Origin of the sequence: Actinoplanes auranticolor (genome assembly GCF_018332655.1) — a bacterium.
GTDB classification, from domain to species: Bacteria; Actinomycetota; Actinomycetes; order Mycobacteriales; family Micromonosporaceae; genus Actinoplanes; species Actinoplanes auranticolor.
The window spans coordinates 37,388-52,300 of sequence record NZ_BOQL01000086.1; the positions used below are offsets into that span (position 1 = coordinate 37,388).

14 protein-coding genes and 1 pseudogene are annotated in these 14,913 nt (G+C 71.5%); 5 read left to right on the plus strand and 10 right to left on the minus strand.

Annotation, left to right across the window (positions count from 1 at the left end; translation table 11 throughout):
• Positions 1–5: 5 nt before the first annotated feature.
• The 5 genes from Aau02nite_RS43765 to Aau02nite_RS43785 all read right to left on the minus strand — a co-directional run bounded on the left by Aau02nite_RS43765 (position 6) and on the right by Aau02nite_RS43785 (position 5,204).
• Positions 6–644, minus strand: coding sequence for a class I SAM-dependent methyltransferase (locus tag Aau02nite_RS43765; protein ID WP_212994600.1), 639 nt, complete (start codon positions 642–644; stop codon positions 6–8).
• A gap of 182 nt (positions 645–826) precedes the next feature.
• Positions 827–1,777, minus strand: a complete 951-nt coding sequence (locus Aau02nite_RS43770) for a pectate lyase family protein (protein ID WP_212994601.1) — start codon at positions 1,775–1,777, stop codon at positions 827–829.
• On the minus strand, positions 1,774–2,742 hold the full coding sequence (locus Aau02nite_RS43775) for a pectate lyase family protein (protein WP_212994602.1): 969 nt from the start codon (positions 2,740–2,742) through the stop codon (positions 1,774–1,776). Before Aau02nite_RS43775 ends, Aau02nite_RS43770 begins: the two co-directional genes overlap by 4 nt.
• A 6-nt stretch (positions 2,743–2,748) precedes the next feature.
• On the minus strand, positions 2,749–3,615 hold the full coding sequence (locus tag Aau02nite_RS43780) for a pectate lyase family protein (RefSeq protein WP_212994603.1): 867 nt from the start codon (positions 3,613–3,615) through the stop codon (positions 2,749–2,751).
• Positions 3,612–5,204 carry a pectate lyase family protein gene (locus Aau02nite_RS43785; RefSeq protein ID WP_212994604.1) on the minus strand — a complete coding sequence of 531 codons (1,593 nt, stop codon included), beginning with the start codon at positions 5,202–5,204 and terminating at the stop codon, positions 3,612–3,614. The genes Aau02nite_RS43780 and Aau02nite_RS43785 overlap by 4 nt, the downstream gene beginning before the upstream one ends.
• Before the next feature lie 491 nt (positions 5,205–5,695).
• Between Aau02nite_RS43785 and Aau02nite_RS43790 the strand changes: the two genes are divergently transcribed.
• From Aau02nite_RS43790 to Aau02nite_RS43800, 3 genes are read left to right on the plus strand one after another with little or no spacing between them, the layout of a single operon-like run.
• The gene (locus Aau02nite_RS43790; protein ID WP_246595889.1) at positions 5,696–6,391 is read left to right on the plus strand and encodes a M23 family metallopeptidase; all 696 of its coding nucleotides are present in this window, start codon (positions 5,696–5,698) and stop codon (positions 6,389–6,391) included.
• Positions 6,392–6,408: 17 nt separating this feature from the next.
• On the plus strand, positions 6,409–6,981 hold the full coding sequence (locus Aau02nite_RS43795) for a TetR/AcrR family transcriptional regulator (protein ID WP_212994606.1): 573 nt from the start codon (positions 6,409–6,411) through the stop codon (positions 6,979–6,981).
• A complete protein-coding gene (locus Aau02nite_RS43800) occupies positions 6,978–7,334 on the plus strand; it encodes a nuclear transport factor 2 family protein (protein WP_212994607.1) in 357 nt (118 codons plus the stop codon). The genes Aau02nite_RS43795 and Aau02nite_RS43800 overlap by 4 nt, the downstream gene beginning before the upstream one ends.
• A 182-nt stretch (positions 7,335–7,516) precedes the next feature.
• On the opposite strand, the pseudogene Aau02nite_RS47775 reads toward Aau02nite_RS43800, so the two are convergent.
• Positions 7,517–7,858 (minus strand): annotated as a pseudogene (locus Aau02nite_RS47775) (aldo/keto reductase); the annotation flags it as partial.
• Between the two features lie 171 nt (positions 7,859–8,029).
• Between Aau02nite_RS47775 and Aau02nite_RS43810 the strand changes: the two are divergent.
• Positions 8,030–9,076: an NAD(P)-dependent alcohol dehydrogenase gene (locus Aau02nite_RS43810; RefSeq protein WP_212994608.1), complete on the plus strand. Its 1,047-nt coding sequence runs from the start codon at positions 8,030–8,032 to the stop codon at positions 9,074–9,076.
• Between the two features lie 657 nt (positions 9,077–9,733).
• Positions 9,734–9,970 (plus strand): hypothetical protein, encoded by a 237-nt coding sequence (locus Aau02nite_RS43815; RefSeq protein ID WP_212994609.1) that lies wholly within the window; start codon positions 9,734–9,736, stop codon positions 9,968–9,970.
• A gap of 64 nt (positions 9,971–10,034) precedes the next feature.
• Here the strand turns inward: Aau02nite_RS43815 and Aau02nite_RS48190 are convergent, their stop codons facing one another.
• The 4 genes from Aau02nite_RS48190 to Aau02nite_RS43835 are packed head-to-tail and all read right to left on the minus strand — an operon-like array spanning position 10,035 to position 14,866.
• Positions 10,035–10,484 (minus strand): nuclear transport factor 2 family protein, encoded by a 450-nt coding sequence (locus Aau02nite_RS48190; RefSeq protein ID WP_212994610.1) that lies wholly within the window; start codon positions 10,482–10,484, stop codon positions 10,035–10,037.
• An 8-nt stretch (positions 10,485–10,492) separates the two neighbouring features.
• The gene (locus Aau02nite_RS43825; protein WP_246595890.1) at positions 10,493–11,224 is read right to left on the minus strand and encodes an SWIM zinc finger family protein; all 732 of its coding nucleotides are present in this window, start codon (positions 11,222–11,224) and stop codon (positions 10,493–10,495) included.
• The gene (locus tag Aau02nite_RS43830) at positions 11,217–14,426 is read right to left on the minus strand and encodes a DEAD/DEAH box helicase (RefSeq protein ID WP_246595891.1); all 3,210 of its coding nucleotides are present in this window, start codon (positions 14,424–14,426) and stop codon (positions 11,217–11,219) included. The genes Aau02nite_RS43825 and Aau02nite_RS43830 overlap by 8 nt, the downstream gene beginning before the upstream one ends.
• The gene (locus Aau02nite_RS43835) at positions 14,423–14,866 is read right to left on the minus strand and encodes a DUF5990 family protein (protein ID WP_212994611.1); all 444 of its coding nucleotides are present in this window, start codon (positions 14,864–14,866) and stop codon (positions 14,423–14,425) included. Before Aau02nite_RS43835 ends, Aau02nite_RS43830 begins: the two co-directional genes overlap by 4 nt.
• Positions 14,867–14,913 lie beyond the last annotated feature (47 nt).

A 14,913-nucleotide genomic window follows, 5' to 3' on the forward strand; every position in this document is an offset into this window, starting at 1 on the left:
GCAGCCTAGTGCGCCTGCTTCTCCGGGACGAAGGTGAAGATGCGGTCGGCGCCCGGCAGTGCCTTCGGCGGGTGGCACAGCCGGTGGGCGCCCACTCCGAAGCCGGCCGCCGGATCGCTGAGGTACACCTGCTCGAAACCGCGGGCCGAGAACCAGTCCGCGATCACCGGGACCAGGTCCGGCGGCCGCCGATGCCGGGTCCACACCACCGTGCCGCCCTCGCGGCACAGCTGGGCGCAGGCCTCCACGGTGCGCAGCACGTCCGCGTCCGTCAGATTGCCGAACACCCCGCAGGCCAGCACCAGGTCCACCGGCGCCACGTCGCGGTAGTGCCGCATCAGCCCGGCGTCGCCCCGGACGACCGCGATCCCGGCCAGCCCGGCCTGCCGGGCGCTCTGCTCGGCCACCGCCGCGTTGCGCGGGTCGAGCTCGACCAGCCGGGCCCGCACGTCGTCGCGGCGCGGGTGCGACGCCAGTGCGCCGATCAGGTCGCGGCCCTGACCGGCACACATGCTGATCGCGGCGACCGGGCCGGGCGGCGCGTCGTCGAGCGCCGCCCGGATGACCTCCTGCACGGCGGCGAGCCGCCGGGCGAGCACCGAGTCCGGATCGTCGTAGCCGGCATGCCAGGCGGTCCAGTCCATGCCGGTGACCTTAACTGCCGGCCGCGACGCCAGCCGGGCGGCCGGGCCGGCCGGGACCGCGACGCGGGAGCCCGCCGTCGCGCAGGGCCGCGGCGCCGCCGTCGCGCAGGGCCGCAGCGCCGGAGGCGGCTGTCGGCGCGGGGCCGGAGGCGGCGCCGGTTTCCGGCCGGCGCCGACCGCGGTCAGAGCCGGCCCGCGCCGGCCCCGGACGCCACCAGGCCCGGCACGGACGTCGCGGCGTCCAGCGTGTACGGGTAGTACGTCCGCGGCTCCACGACCGCACCGCCCGCCTCGCACGGCCCGGAGCCCACGAACACATTGGCCCGCTGCACCAGCCGGCCCGGGCCGCTGTCGGCGTACCCGCCCGTCGAATGGCACGGGTTCGCCACCTGGGCGATGTAGTTGCCCTCCACCAGCACGCCCGCGTTCTCGGTGGACGCGATGCCGTAGAGCTCGTTGCCCAGGAAGTAGTTGTTGTAGACGTGCACCGGTTCGCCGAAGCGCACCCGCGGGTGGCGCTGGCGGGAGTTGTCGAAGAAGTTGTGGTGGATGCTGACCTTCAGGTGACCTGTGTCGGTGGAGGCCGCGCCGTCGGAGTGGCCGATCAGCATGCTCTTGTCGGTGCCGGCGAAGTGGTTCCAGGACACCGTCACGTAGTCGGCGCCGCGGACGATGTCGATCGAGCCGTCCACCGGGCGGCGGAAGGTGTTGTGGTCGATCCAGATGTGGTGCGATTGCTGCCCCACGTTGACCGCGTCGTCCTCGGCGTCGGTGAAGGTCAGGTTCCGCACGATCACGTTCGACGAGCGGTAGAAGTCGAAGCCGCCGCCGGTGATGACCGCCGTGGAGCCCAGGCCCACGATCGTCTTGTTCGGCCGTACCCCCTGCTTGCTGGTGATGGCGATGGTCCCCGACACCTGGACGGTCATCGGGCCGACCGTGTCGATCGCGGTGAGCAACTCGTCGGTGGTGTCGACGGTGACCGTCGGCCCGCCGACACCGCCGGTGGTGCCGGACAGGCCCAGCGCCGCGACGGAGGCGAAGCCGTCCGGGGCGCCGGCCGGGGCCGCCTGGGACGGCCCGGCCACGGTCAGGCCGGCCGTCACCAGCACCGCACACAGAGCGACTCTCATGACATCCTCCCCACTCCGGCGCCCGCGGTGACCGCGGCGGGCACGGACGACGCGGCGTCGAGCTGGTACGCGTAGAACGTCGACGGCTCGGTGACCGTGCCACCGGCCTCGCAGACCCCGGAGTTGACGAAGGCGTTGGCGCGCTGCACGAGCCGGCCCGGATCACTGTCGGCGTAGCCGCTCACCGAATGGCACGGGTACGGCACGTTCTCGAAGTAGTTGCCCTCGGCCACGACGCCCGCGTTCTGGGTGGACGCGATGCCGTAGAGCCCGATGTCGCGGTAGTAGTTGTTGTAGACGTGCACCGGGTCGCCGAACCGGGCCCGCGGGTGACGCTGGTTGCTGCCCTCGAAGTGGTTGTGGTGATACGTGACCTTGAGATAGCCCACGTCGGCGGAGTACGAGTCGGAGTGCCCGAGCAGCATCGACTTGTCGGAGCCGCGGAAACGGTTCCAGGAGACGGTGACGTAGGTGGACTTGCGCTTGATGTCGAGCGAGCCGTCGTAGCCGGGCAGGAACTCGTTGTGGTCGATCCACACGTGGTGGGCGCCGTTGGTGACGCTCACCGAGTCGTCCGAGGCGTTGCTGAACGTGATGTTGCGGATGATGACGTTGTTGCCGGGCCGGGTGGTGGAGCCCAGTTGCAGGCCCCCGCCGGTGATCTCCGCGGTGGAGCCGACGCCGATGATGCTCTTGTCGGCCACCACGGTGATCATGTCGTCGATCGTGATCCGGCCGCTGACCAGGATCGTGTACGGCGAGTTCGTGCCGGCGTACTGCTCCAGCGCGGCACCCGTGGTGACCGTGACCGTCGGTCCCGCGGCGCCACCGGTGGTGCCGTTACGCCCGAGCGCGTTGACACTCGCGAAACCGTCGGCCGCGGGCGCCACGGCCGCGTTTCCCGTGCCCGGCACCAGGAACCCGGCGCCGAGCACGAGCACAGCAACGACCAGGAGTCGTCTCATGGTGGGTCACACCTTCCCGGTGCCGGCACCGGCCGGCACGATCGTGGGTACGCTCGACGCGCTGTCCGCCGTGTAGGCGTAGAAGGTCCGCGGATCCGTGACCGTGCCCCGCACTTCGATCGCGTGGTTGCACTCCACGAGGATGTTGTCGCGCTGGACCATCCGCCCGAGCGGGCCGCTGAAGTCGACCCGGCCGGGGTTGTTGACGCTGAAGAAGTAGTTGCCCTCCACGAACAGGCCCGCGTCGTTGGTGGACGCGACGCCGTCGTCGTCGTGGCCGAGCAGCAGGGTCTTGTCGTGGTCGTGGAACCTGTTCCACGACACGGTCACCAGGTCCGAGCCGCGCTTGATGTCGAGCGCGCCGTCGTCGCCGTCGGAGAAGTCGTTGTGGTCGATCCACACGTGGTGGCTGAACATCTGCACGTTGATCAGGTCGTCGGTGGCGCCGGTCAGCCGCAGGTTGCGGATGATGACGTTGTGCACCGCGTTGGCCGGTGGCGTGGTGAGGTCGTCGTCGACCGGCAGGCCGATGTTCAGCCCGCCGCCGACCAGCGCACCGGTGGACCCGAGCCCGACGACGGTCTTGTCCGAGGTGACGTCGTGCATGCCGTCACGGGAGCCGGTCGGCAGGGTGATAGCGCCGGACACCTGGATGATCAGGGGTCCGGGCTGCGCGATCGCGGCCAGGAAGGCCGCCTGGGTGGAGACGGTGACGGTCGGACCGCCGGCGCCTCCGGTCGTGGTGCCGTGGCCGTAGCCGGCGACGCTCGCGAAGCCGTCCGCCGTGGCAGGTGCCGCCAGGGCCTGCGTGGACGGCACCTGCACGACGGCTACCGCGGCCAGGGCGACGGCGGCCAGGAGACGGGTCCTCACTGGACGATCCGTCCGGCTCCGGCTCCGGCGGTGACGATCGCCTTGACGGCGTTCGGGTCGTCCAGGGTGTACGCGTAGTAGGTGCTGGGCTCCTGCACCGTGCCGGAGCAGTCCGGGGCACCCGACTCGCCGGCGAAGACGTTGTTGCGGGCGACGCACCGGCCGGCGGGCCCGGCGTACGTGTTGGTCACCGGCTCCTCGACGTTTTCGAAGTAGTTGCCCTCGACCACGCAACCGGCGTTGTTCTGGCAGGCCACACCGGTGTCGGTGTTGTAGAAGTAGTAGTTGTTGTAGACGTGCACCGGCTCGCCGAAGCGGACCCGCGGGTTGCGCTGCGGTGTCGCGTCGAACCAGTTGTGGTGGTAGGAGACCTTCAGCCGCCCGGTGTCCTGCGCCCCGTTGTTGTCGTCGTGGCCGAGCAGCATGTTCTTGGTGTGGTGGTGGGTGTGGTTCCACGACACGGTCACGTACGACGAGCCGCGCTTGACGTCGATCAGGCCGTCGTAGCCCTGGGCCAGGTCGTTGTGGTCGATCCAGACGTGGTGCGAGAACATCTGCACGTTGATCGAGTCGTCACTGGCGTTGCGGAACGACAGGTTCTGGATGATGACGTTCTGCACGGCGTCGGCCGGCGGAGTCGTCACCGCGGAGACCGGCAGGCCGATGGTGAAGCCGCCGCCGGTGATGCCCGCGGTCGCGCCGACGCCGACGATCGACTTGTGCGACGCGACGTCGTACATGCCGGCCGGCAGGGTGATCGTGCCGCTGACGCAGATGGTCAGCGGCTCGGGCCGCGCGATGGCACCGAGCAGCTCGGCGGCCGTGTCGACCGCGATGGTGGCACCGCCCGCGCCGCCGGTCGTGGTCGAGCGGCCCCAGGCGTTCACCGACGCGAATCCGGTGGGCGCTCCGGCGACCCGGCAGTTGCCGGGGTCCGGCGGCGTGGTCGGCGGTGTCGTCCCGCTCGGGTCGGGGCCCGGCGCCGGGGTCTCCACCACGACGTTGTCGAACGAGGCGGAGGCGTACGACGTGACCAGGCCGATCCGGCCCGAACCGAACGTCGCGTCGGTCGCCTGCACCACCTGGGCGCCGTTCACCGAGCCGGCCAGGGTGGAGCCGGTCACCCGCAGCGCTAGGTCGTACCAGGTGCCGGTGGTGACGCCGACCGCCGCGGAGCCGAGAACCGTGATCGTGCCGTTGGCGACGCGCTGCAACTGCGCCGCGCCGCCGCCGGTCAGCACCAGGGCGTAGTAGCTGCTCATCGAAGTGCTGCGCGCGGTGATGCCGGCCGAGCGGGCGGACGTCGCGAAGGCGGTCGGCTTGACCCGGGCCCGCACGGTGTAGTCGGACCAGGCCAGGTCACCGGCCTGGGCCTTGGCGTTGGCGCCCGTGCTCGCCTGCCGGTAGGCCGGTGAGCCGTCGGTGACGACCGACCAGCTGCCGCCCGTCCTGGTCCAGCCGTTGGCGTCGCCGTCGTCGAAGGTGTCGCCGAAGAAAGTGTCGGCGAATGCGGCATTCGTGCCGGCGAGCGCGACCGCGACGGTCAGCGCGGCCGCGACGGCCGCGGCCAGCAGTGGTTTCCTGCGCATGGTGGATGCTCCGTTTCCGGGGCGTACGCGATCCCCGAGTGACGACAGATGAGGGGGAAATGGCGCGATCATTGACCGAAACGTCGACGAGACGTCTACGAAAAACATAGGTAAATTCATCGTCGGGAGTCAATGCCGCCGATATGCAGGTCTGTTGCATGCGACAGGCGCGGCATTCATCGGCCCGACGGCCGTACGGTCGGGAAGAAAGCTTTCGGTCCGGTTTGCCCCCGGGCGGCTCTTCGGTTGTTTGCACCGGGGTTTCCATGGTGCCCTACAAAGCTTTGCGCCGAACTAAACTCCGCGGTGGCGCCGGCGTCAACCGGACTGCCCGGTTATGAGGCGTTTACCCCAATGGCATGCCGCCGGAGAATCTCCCGAATTCGGGCTGAGTCATCGGCGGCGGCCGATCCGGCGGCAACCGTTTGCAGTTCTGCGGCGACCGCGCCACGCCGGTACGGTGAACGGTCCGCGATCCGGGGGGAATGCGCATGTCCGATCCCGACCACGTCACCCTGGCCCTGCCGTTCCGGGGCACCTGGCTGGCCCGCAACAGCCCGGCCCGGCGGGTGCCCAGCCACGGCACCCACCTGTTCGCCACGACCTACGCCATGGACTTCATCGCCGTGCGGGGACGGCGGACGGCCGCCGTGCGCGACTGGCGCACGGTCGTGGCCACCGAACCACCGGACCGGTTCTACGCGTTCGGCCTGCCCATCCTCGCGCCCGCCACGGGCACGGTCGTCGCGGTCCACGACGGCGAGCCGGACCACGAGGCCCGGCGCTCGCAGCTCACCCGCGTGTCCTACGCCCTGACCCAGGCGGCCCGGGCGCGGCAGGGCGCGGGGGCCATCGCCGGCAACCACGTGATCCTGCAGCTGCGTGACCAGCGGGCGTACGCCGTTCTCGCCCACCTGCGCGCCGGCTCGCTCCGGGTGGCGCCGGGCGATCAGGTCGGCGTCGGACAGCAGCTCGGCGACTGCGGCAACTCCGGCAACTCGCTGCAGCCCCACCTGCACATCCAGGTGATGGACTCGGCGGACCCGTTCACCGCGCGCGGTCTGCCCATGGCCTTCGGCGGCTATCGCGCCCAACGCCGGGCCGACTCCACGCCGACCCTGGTCGCACGGGGCGTCCCGCAGGAATCGGAGATCGTCGAAGCCATAACCGGGGACATCCCCGTTTAATTCGGTAGGGTGACCCGGTGACCGCACCCGGGCCGGCCGATCCCGCGGGACGCCGCCGCCGCGCGGATGCCACCCGCAGCATCGAACGCCTGACCGCGACCGCCCGGGAGATCTTCGCCGAGCGGGGGCACGACGTCGCCCTCGACGAGATCGCCCGGCGGGCCGGCGTCGGCAACGCCACCCTGTACCGGCACTTCCCCACCCGCAGCGATCTGATCGTCGCGGTGTACTCGCGGGAAGTGGCGGACCTGGCCCGCCGCGGCGCCGAGCTGCTCACCGCCCCGGACACCGCGGAATCCCTGCTGACCTGGCTCGACCACTTCGTCGCGCACGTGGCGACGAAGCGGTCGCTGGCGCTGGCCGCGGCGAGCACCGACCGCGGTGTCCTCTTCGCCCGGTGGCACGACTCGATGATCTCCACCGCGGACGCGCTGCTGCGCCGGGCCCAGGGCGACGCGCGGATCGGCCCGGACATCGCCGTCACCGATCTGCTCGCCCTGGCCAACGGGGCCGCCCTGGGCGGCACCGACCTCACCCAGGCGCGGCGGCTGCTGCGGCTGGCCTGGCACGGACTCGAGGAAAAGACATGACGGACGAGATCCTGACCGTGCAGCACGCATTCGACGAGGCGGAACTGCACGGCGACACCGACCGGCTGGAATCGTTGCTGGACGACGATTTCCGGTCCATCGGCGAACGGGGACACGTGCTCGGCAAACGGCAGTGGATCGCCCGCCACGACGATTTCCGGTTCCTCGGCGTCGACAATTCCGAAACGGATGTCCAGCGCTACGACGGCACCGCGATCGTCCGTGGCGTGCAGCGGTGCCGGGCCACCTGGCGGGGCACGCCCCTCGACCTGACCGTCCGGGTCAGCCACGTGTGGATCCGGCAGGCGGGCACCTGGAAGCTGGCCGCCGTGCAGTTCAGCACGCTGGGCTGAGCACGCCCACGGCGGTCGCTCTCCGCGGCGCCGGGCGGGGCTGACCCAGCCGGCCCGGTCTCGTCGGCCGGCTTCCCGGGCTGCTCCGCGGCGTCGAGCCCCCGGTCCCGCGCGACGTACCGGGCGTCGACGATCACCGACGGCGGGCACGTGGAGTGCCCCAGGGAGCGGATCCTGCCGGTCCGGACCAGGTCGGTGAGCGCGCCCGGCGTCTCATCGACGTCGACGGCCGAGTCGTAGCGGTGCACCTGATAGAGGTCGAGGTAGTCGGTGCCCAGCCGGCGCAGCGGGTTGTCGACCGATCGCATGATCCAGCACCGCGAGCCGCCCCCGGTTATTCGGATCGTCGTCGGCGGTGTCGACGAAGGTGATCCCGCATCCAGCGCCCGATGTATGATCTTGACGCTCTCGCCGTGGTCCCGCGTGCCCGAGTCGCCGAACTCATGGTGCCCACAGCTGGCTGACCTGCACTCCGGTCCGTCCCAGCGGTCGCGTCTCCATCGCGGTGCTCTTTCGGCAGGCATAACGGGAACTGGTGAGGGCACGTACAGCGGGGTGCGGTGTCCCGCCCCGGACGTTGTGCCGGGCCGGGTCCCCACAGGGAGGTTCCACCAGTACTCCCTTCGTCAGGCCCTCCCACCTCCGGGCGGCCGGCGGTTACCTGGACTCAACGCACCGGAACACCGAGGAGAACCGTGACCACCACCGTGAAGGCATACGCCGCCCCGTCGGCCACCGAACCACTCGTGCCGACGACGATCGAGCGGCGCGACGTCGGCCCGCACGACGTCCGGATCGACATCAAGTACGCCGGCATCTGCCACTCGGACATCCACACCGCCCGCAGCGAGTGGGGACCGACCACGTACCCGATCGTGGTCGGGCACGAGATCGCCGGCATCGTCGCCGAGGTCGGCACCGACGTGACGAAGTACGCCGTGGGTGACCGCGTCGGCGTCGGCTGCATGGTCGACTCCTGCGGCGAGTGCGAGTACTGCGCCGCGGGCGAGGAGCAGCACTGCGCCAAGGGCAACGTCGGCACGTACGCGAGCGTCGGCAAGGACGGCCGACCGACCCAGGGCGGCTACTCGCAGAGCATCGTCGTCACCGAAGGCTTCGTCGTGCGGATCCCCGACGGCCTCGAGCTGGACGTCGCCGCACCGCTGCTGTGCGCGGGCATCACCACGTACTCGCCGCTGCGCCACTGGCAGGCGGGCCCGGGCAAGAAGGTGGCCGTCGTCGGCCTCGGCGGGCTCGGCCACGTCGCGGTCAAGCTCGCCCACGCCATGGGCGCGGACGTGACGGTCCTGTCCCAGTCCCTGAAGAAGCAGGAGGACGGCCTGCGCCTGGGCGCGAACGCCTACTACGCGACGTCCGACCCCGACACGTTCACCGAGCTGGCGAGCTCGTTCGACCTGATCATCAACACGGTGAGCGCGTCGCTCGACCTGGACGCGTACCTGTCGCTGCTGGCCGTGGACGGCACGATGGTCAACGTGGGCGCCCCGGAGAAGCCGCTGTCGCTGCAGGTCTTCTCACTGATCATGAAGCGGCGCTCGTTCGCCGGGTCGACGATCGGCGGGATCCGGGAGACGCAGGAGATGCTCGACTTCTGCGTCGAGCACGGGATCGGGTCGGACATCGAGACCATCCCGGCGGAGAAGATCAATGAGGCGTACGAGCGGGTCGTGAACTCGGACGTGCGGTACCGCTTCGTCATCGACGCGGCGACTTTCGCCTGATCGCGCCGGCTTCCGATGCCGGAGGCCTGGAGATCGAGGTGTGCAGCCGGCCCGGTCGTCGATCGGGCCGGCTGCGCGGTTGGGATGTGCCGGCACGGGCCGACTTGGCGCCCGCGCAGGGCGGGGTGCCCGCCCACGGCACCGATGCGACGCACTTCAGCCTGACCCTGCTCACCTCGACCTGATGCGGCGCACCCCAGCCTCACCCACTGCACCCCAGCATGATGCGACGCCTGTGACGGATAGCTGCGCCACAAGTCGGTCGGGCCGCCAGGCGCCGCCCGACGACGACAGGCAGCGAGAGACCACGGCACGGCACAGAATTCACGCCCGTTCGCCCGTCCCCGTCTACCAGCGAAGATCGTCAACGAGGCCCGGTCGAGCGCTGGTTCACCATCGGTCTCACCTTTACGGCATTCATCCACGTTGATAGGGTCGGATCTCGATGCAAGATCAAAACGATCCCGGCATCGAGACCGTTACACCTGACCTACGGGGGATGGAATGCAAAAAGGACTATCTCGGCCTCTTACCGTCGCAGCAGCGATCGCAGTCGCCACCTTCGGCGCGCTTGTCGCCCCGGCACCAGCCTCAGCGCACTGGAGCTGCGGGCGAGCCGCGCCGTCGGACAGGGATTCCTCGGGCAACCATCACACCTTGTACGACGACCAGGACGCGTACGTCGGCTCTACCGAGACCTGCGCGATCAGTGCTACCAATATCGATTCCCGCCACAGCCTCGACTACCACTGCTTCACGCTCGACTATCGCTGGGACGATAACGAGTGGACATGGACCTACGTCGTCGTGGTCGGGACGAACAAGCGCGGCTGGATCCCGAACTGGGCCCTCGCGGACTATGGGTCCGACGTAAGGTGCACGGGCGACACCTGAGAAGGTGGTCCGGGGGATATGTCCATTCCGGGGCTGAGGGTGAACAGGCCGGGTTGAGTCTCGGTCAGGATCTGCCGGTTGACCAGCCGTTGCAACGTGGCGCGGACATCTGCGGTGTCTCTGGGTTCGGTGCCGAGCCCAGGGACAGGCCCCCTCCAGCGCACCTCAGCCTGATGCGACGCACCCGGGCCTGATGGAAGGCAGGCCAGGCTCGAGCGGCCGCAGGATCACCGCGCAAACCGAGTGGCGGGCGGTCCGCGGCCGTGTCATGCAACACATAGCCGGACCGCTCGAAGTCCACAGTGACCTCAAAAGCCGGATACCGGTGACAGGCACCGATCCCAGCCCGGATCTCCTCGCGCCCGGCCAGACGGCGATGCAGCGGATGTCCCGGCGGCACCAACGGCGCCTCATACACACCGTCCTCGGCGAACAGCGCCGCGACCGCATCAGCGTCACGCCGGATCGCCCCGGCGGACAGGTACCGTTCGAGGACTTTTTTGGTATGGCCCACTCTCCAGGCTAACCCGGCAGCGCCCGGTACGCGGGCCGCAGCGCCTCGACCACCGGCACGCCCCCCGGTCGCAACGGCGGCGGGTCCAGCTGATCCAGCAGCAGATCCGGCCGGCCGGCATCCGGGACCGGGAGCGTCACGGTCGGGGTCGCGCCGCCCCAGAAGTCGGCGATCTCCCCCAGGCTCGCGTCCACCGCCTCCGGCTCCGCAGCAGGCGCCGGGGTCGTCGTGCCGCGCAGCTGGTTGAGCCGGGTCAGCAGCTCGTCCCGGCCGCGGCCGCGCCACGTGAAAACGCCGAACGGATCCGTCTCGAACGATTCCGCCAGCGCGTAGAACGTCGCGGCGAGGTGCACGCACGGCATCGGCCACCGCTCGCAGGAGCAGTCCATCGCCACCTCGTCGAGTGACAGCGGCAGCAGCGTCAGACCGGCGCGGGTGAACACCGTGTCGATGTCGTCCGGCATCCGGCCCGCGAGCAGGTCCGCCACGTACCGGGCCTGGGCCGCCAGGTCGTCCTCGATCCGGGCCCATTCCGCGGCCCCGAACCCCCGCACCGCGATCCTCGACCGGAACGCCGCCGGGTCGTCGGGGCCGCGTACCTGCGCGGCGACCAGGCTGCCGGAGATCGCCAGGTGGCGGACGTGCCCGGCGCGGGCGTCGCGGCGGCCGCGGGCGAACGTCGGCGCCATCCGCAGCGACTCGAACATGGCGATGAACGGTGCCGAGAAACGGTCACTCACCGACGGCCTCCGGGGACAGTGCCAGCAGGGACCGCAGGTCGTCGGTGCTCAGGCCGGTCAGCCAGCCCTCGCCGTTGCCGACCACCCGCTCGGCCAGCACGCCCTTGTCGGTGATCAGCCGGTCGATGCGTTCCTCCAGGGTGCCCAGGCACACCAGGGTGTGCACCTGGACGTCCTTGTGCTGCCCGATGCGGAACGCCCGGTCGGTCGCCTGGGTCTCGGTGGCCGGGTTCCACCAGCGGTCGACGTGCACGACGTGGTTGGCGGCGGTCAGGTTGAGGCCGGTGCCGCCGGCTTTCAGCGACAGCACGAAGATGCCGGGGCGGCTGTCGGCCTGGAAGGCCGCCACCATCGCGTCGCGTTCGCGCCGGGACGTGCCGCCGTGCAGGTAGCGCACCGGTACGGCGAACCGGGCGGCCAGGTGCGGCACCAACATCGCGCCGAAGCGGGCGAACTGGGTGAAGCACAGCACGCTCTCCCCGTCGGCCAGCGCGGCGTCGAGGATCTCCTCCAGGCGTTCGAGCTTGCCGGAGCGGCCGGGCAGCGGCGAGCCGTCGCCGAGCAGCTGCGCGGGATGGTTGCACACCTGTTTGAGCTTGGTCATCGCGGACAGCACGATGCCCTTGGTGCGGATCTCGGTCTCGTCCTTGAGCCGGTCGCTCATCTCGTTGAGCACCGCCTGATAGAGGGTGGCCTGCTCGACGGTCAGCCCGCACAGGTGCCGGGTGTGCCGCTTGTCCGGCAGGTCCTGGATGACGGCCGGGTCGGCCTTGACCCGGCGCAGCATGAACGGCCGGGTGGCGTGGCGCAGCCGGGCGGCGGCGTCCTCGTCGGCGTACCGCTCGATCGGGACCGCATAGCGGGCGCGGAACGTGTGGGCGCTGCCCAGCAGCCCGGGGTTGAGGAAGTCCAGGATGGACCACAGCTCGGCCAGGCGGTTCTCCACCGGGGTGCCGGTGAGCGCGACCCGGTGCCGGGCCGGGAAGCGGCGGACGGCCCTGGCCACGCCCGCCGCGCTGTTCTTGATGTGCTGCGCCTCGTCGAGAACCACCCGGTCCCAGGCCACGGCGGCCAGCGCGTCGGCGTCGCGGGTGGCGATCGCGTACGTCGTCAGCACCACATCCGTCCCGTCTAGCAGCTCGGCCGGCTCGGGCCGGTCGGCGCCGTGCAGCACCCGCACCCGCAGACCGGGCGCGAACCGGGCGGCCTCGCGCTGCCAGTTGCCCAGCACCGACAGTGGGCAGATCAGCAGCGTCGGCCCACCGCCACGGTGCAGCAGCAACGCCAGCAGCTGCACCGTCTTGCCCAGGCCCATGTCGTCGGCCAGGCACGCGCCCACCCCCAGCCCGTCCAGGAACGAGAGCCAGGAGAAACCCCGCAACTGGTACGGCCGCAGCTCGCCGGCCAGCCCCGCGGGTGGCTCCAGCAGCTCCAGCCGCTCCCCCAGCCGCCCGGAGAGCAGGTCGGCCAGCCACCCGTTGCCCCCGAAGGCGGTCACCGGCAGGGGCAGTTCCTCGGGCGGCAGCAGCCGGATCAGGCGCAGCGCCTCGCCGGCGGTCATGGTGCCGCCACCGCGCCGCAGGAACTCCAGCCCGGCCCGCAACCGCTCCGGGTCGAGATAGACCCACCGGCCGCGCAGCCTCACCAGCGGCACCTTCACCCGGGCCAGGTCGGCCAGTTCGTCCTCGGTCAGCGTGCGCCCGCCCAGCGCGAGGCCCCAGTTGTAGCCGACCATGGTGGCCAGGTCCGCGGCGTCGTCGCGCAGCACATGGGCGGTCTGGTCGCGCGGGCGGACCTCCAGCGCCAGGCCGAGGCTCTGCGGCTCGCGCCACCAGGCGGGCAGCAGGACGCCGTAGCCGGCCTGTTCGAGCAGGGTGGCGTGGCTCAGGAATCGGTGCGCACCCTCGGTGTCGAGCACCAGCTCGGTGGGCCGGGCCACCCGCAGCGCGGCGTCGAGGTCGCCGAAGAGCCGGGCGGCGCGGCCGAGCCCGGCGAGCAACCGCTCGTGCGGGTGGTGGGTCCAGCGGCGCAACGGCGCGCTGCGGTCCCGCCAGACGTCCTCGGCGGTGACCAGCAGGCTCGGCTCGTCCAGCGGCTGCAGCAGGAACTCGAGCAGCCAGGCGTCCTCGGCCGCGACGGGCTCGGGAGTGCCGGTGGCGTCGGGCTCCTCCGGCTCGAGCTCGGCCAGGTGGGTGAGCCGGAAGCAGAGCCGGACGGCGGCGCCGCTGGTGGCCTCGGCCTGCCAGGCGTCGAGGGCGTCGGTGAGCTGATCGAGCTCGCCGGGCCGCACGTCGAACTCGGGCTCGGCGGCGAGGGCGGTGAGCCAGGCGGCGCCGTCGAGGGACACGCCGGCCTCGGCGAGCCGGGTGCGGACCAGCCCGTCGACGAGCCGGTGCAGCGCGGCGTGCAGAGTGTCGGCGGCCGGTAGCCCGTCGACGTCTCCCGGGCGGGCGCGCTCGGCCCGGCAGGCGGCAGGCATGCGGCGCAGCAGGTCGGCGTGCCGGGCGGCGTCGGCACCGGTGAGCACGGGCCGCCAGACGGCGCGGGGGCGCGGGCCGTCGCGCAGCACGCCGGGCAGGACGCGGCCACGGGTGACCAGCGAGGCCGCGAACGCACAGACCTCGGCGAGGTAGCTCAGCGAGGGAGCGGCGCGGCCGCCGTACTCGTCGGCGAGGTCGTCGGTCACGAACGGCACGGTGACCGCGGGCACGGACCAGGCCCGCAGCCGGGGCTCGCCGCGCCGCGGCGGCATCCCGAGCTGCGGTGACGGCAGCGGTCCGGTGCTGGTGGACGGAAGCACCAGCGTCGCGGCCCGATCCGGGCCGGCCAGCCGCACCGCGAAACCGTGCTCGGGTACGGCCCCGCGCGGCCGCGCCCGCTTGCCACCGGAACGCCGATGCACGGGTACGGAGGCACGGTCGGAACCCGGAGACGAAGCGTCCACGCCGGCAGCGACCGCGCCCGGTAAGGCCGACCCGGCCACTGCGCCGGGCAGGGCCGACCCGGGCGCATCGCCCAGCATGGCGGTCCCGGGACCGTCACTCAGCGAAGCGGCCCCGGAAACCGCACCCGGCGCAGGGTGGTCGGACCCGGGGAACGCGGCGGGCACGGCGTGGTCGGTCTCGGCCCAGAGGCACAGGGCGCCGTCGCGGGCGATGAAGCCGTGCAGGACCGTGACCCCTTCGGCCCCGGGTGCGGTCATGCGAGCTGCCAGGTGATGTCGGGTGGGCGTACCCGGGCGCAGCGGGGCCCGCCCGCGGCATCGGTCAGGCCCAGCCGGGCCACCAGCTTCCCGCCGCTGTCGTGCGCCGCGCGCAGCAGCGGCGCCGGGATGTCGCCGAACAGGAGCTTGGCCCGCCGGAAGCCCGCGAACGTCTCGCCGTGCACCGCGCCCCAGCTCAGGTAGAGGAAGCGGGCGCCGGGCCGGCCGTGCACGTAGGGCCCGCCGACGTCGAGCAGCCCGTCGACCTCGCGGCTGGTGACCTCGAACTCCCAGACCGCCTCGGCCGCCGTGGCGCTGACCCCCTCGACGACCTCCTGCTTGCGCTGCACGCCGACCTGCACGTTGCCCAGCCGCAGCTCGTCGGCCTGCGCGCCGGCGCGGCGGCCGGGCAGGTCGCTGCCCTCGATCCGGATATGCACGCCCTGAACTCTAGGCCGACCCCCCGACAATTCCGCCGGTCGCCCGC

What these genes read in the sequence shown, in the direction of transcription:
- Aau02nite_RS43785 (WP_212994604.1), bottom strand. Translation starts at nt 5,204, where the DNA reads ATGCGCAGGAAACCACTGCTGGCCGCGGCCGTCGCGGCCGCGCTGACC.
- Aau02nite_RS43765 (WP_212994600.1), bottom strand. Translation starts at nt 644, where the DNA reads ATGGACTGGACCGCCTGGCATGCCGGCTACGACGATCCGGACTCGGTG.
- Aau02nite_RS43790 (WP_246595889.1), top strand. Translation starts at nt 5,696, where the DNA reads ATGTCCGATCCCGACCACGTCACCCTGGCCCTGCCGTTCCGGGGCACC.
- Aau02nite_RS43830 (WP_246595891.1), bottom strand. Translation starts at nt 14,426, where the DNA reads ATGACCGCACCCGGGGCCGAAGGGGTCACGGTCCTGCACGGCTTCATC.
- Aau02nite_RS43770 (WP_212994601.1), bottom strand. Translation starts at nt 1,777, where the DNA reads ATGAGAGTCGCTCTGTGTGCGGTGCTGGTGACGGCCGGCCTGACCGTG.
- Aau02nite_RS43775 (WP_212994602.1), bottom strand. Translation starts at nt 2,742, where the DNA reads ATGAGACGACTCCTGGTCGTTGCTGTGCTCGTGCTCGGCGCCGGGTTC.
- Aau02nite_RS43800 (WP_212994607.1), top strand. Translation starts at nt 6,978, where the DNA reads ATGACGGACGAGATCCTGACCGTGCAGCACGCATTCGACGAGGCGGAA.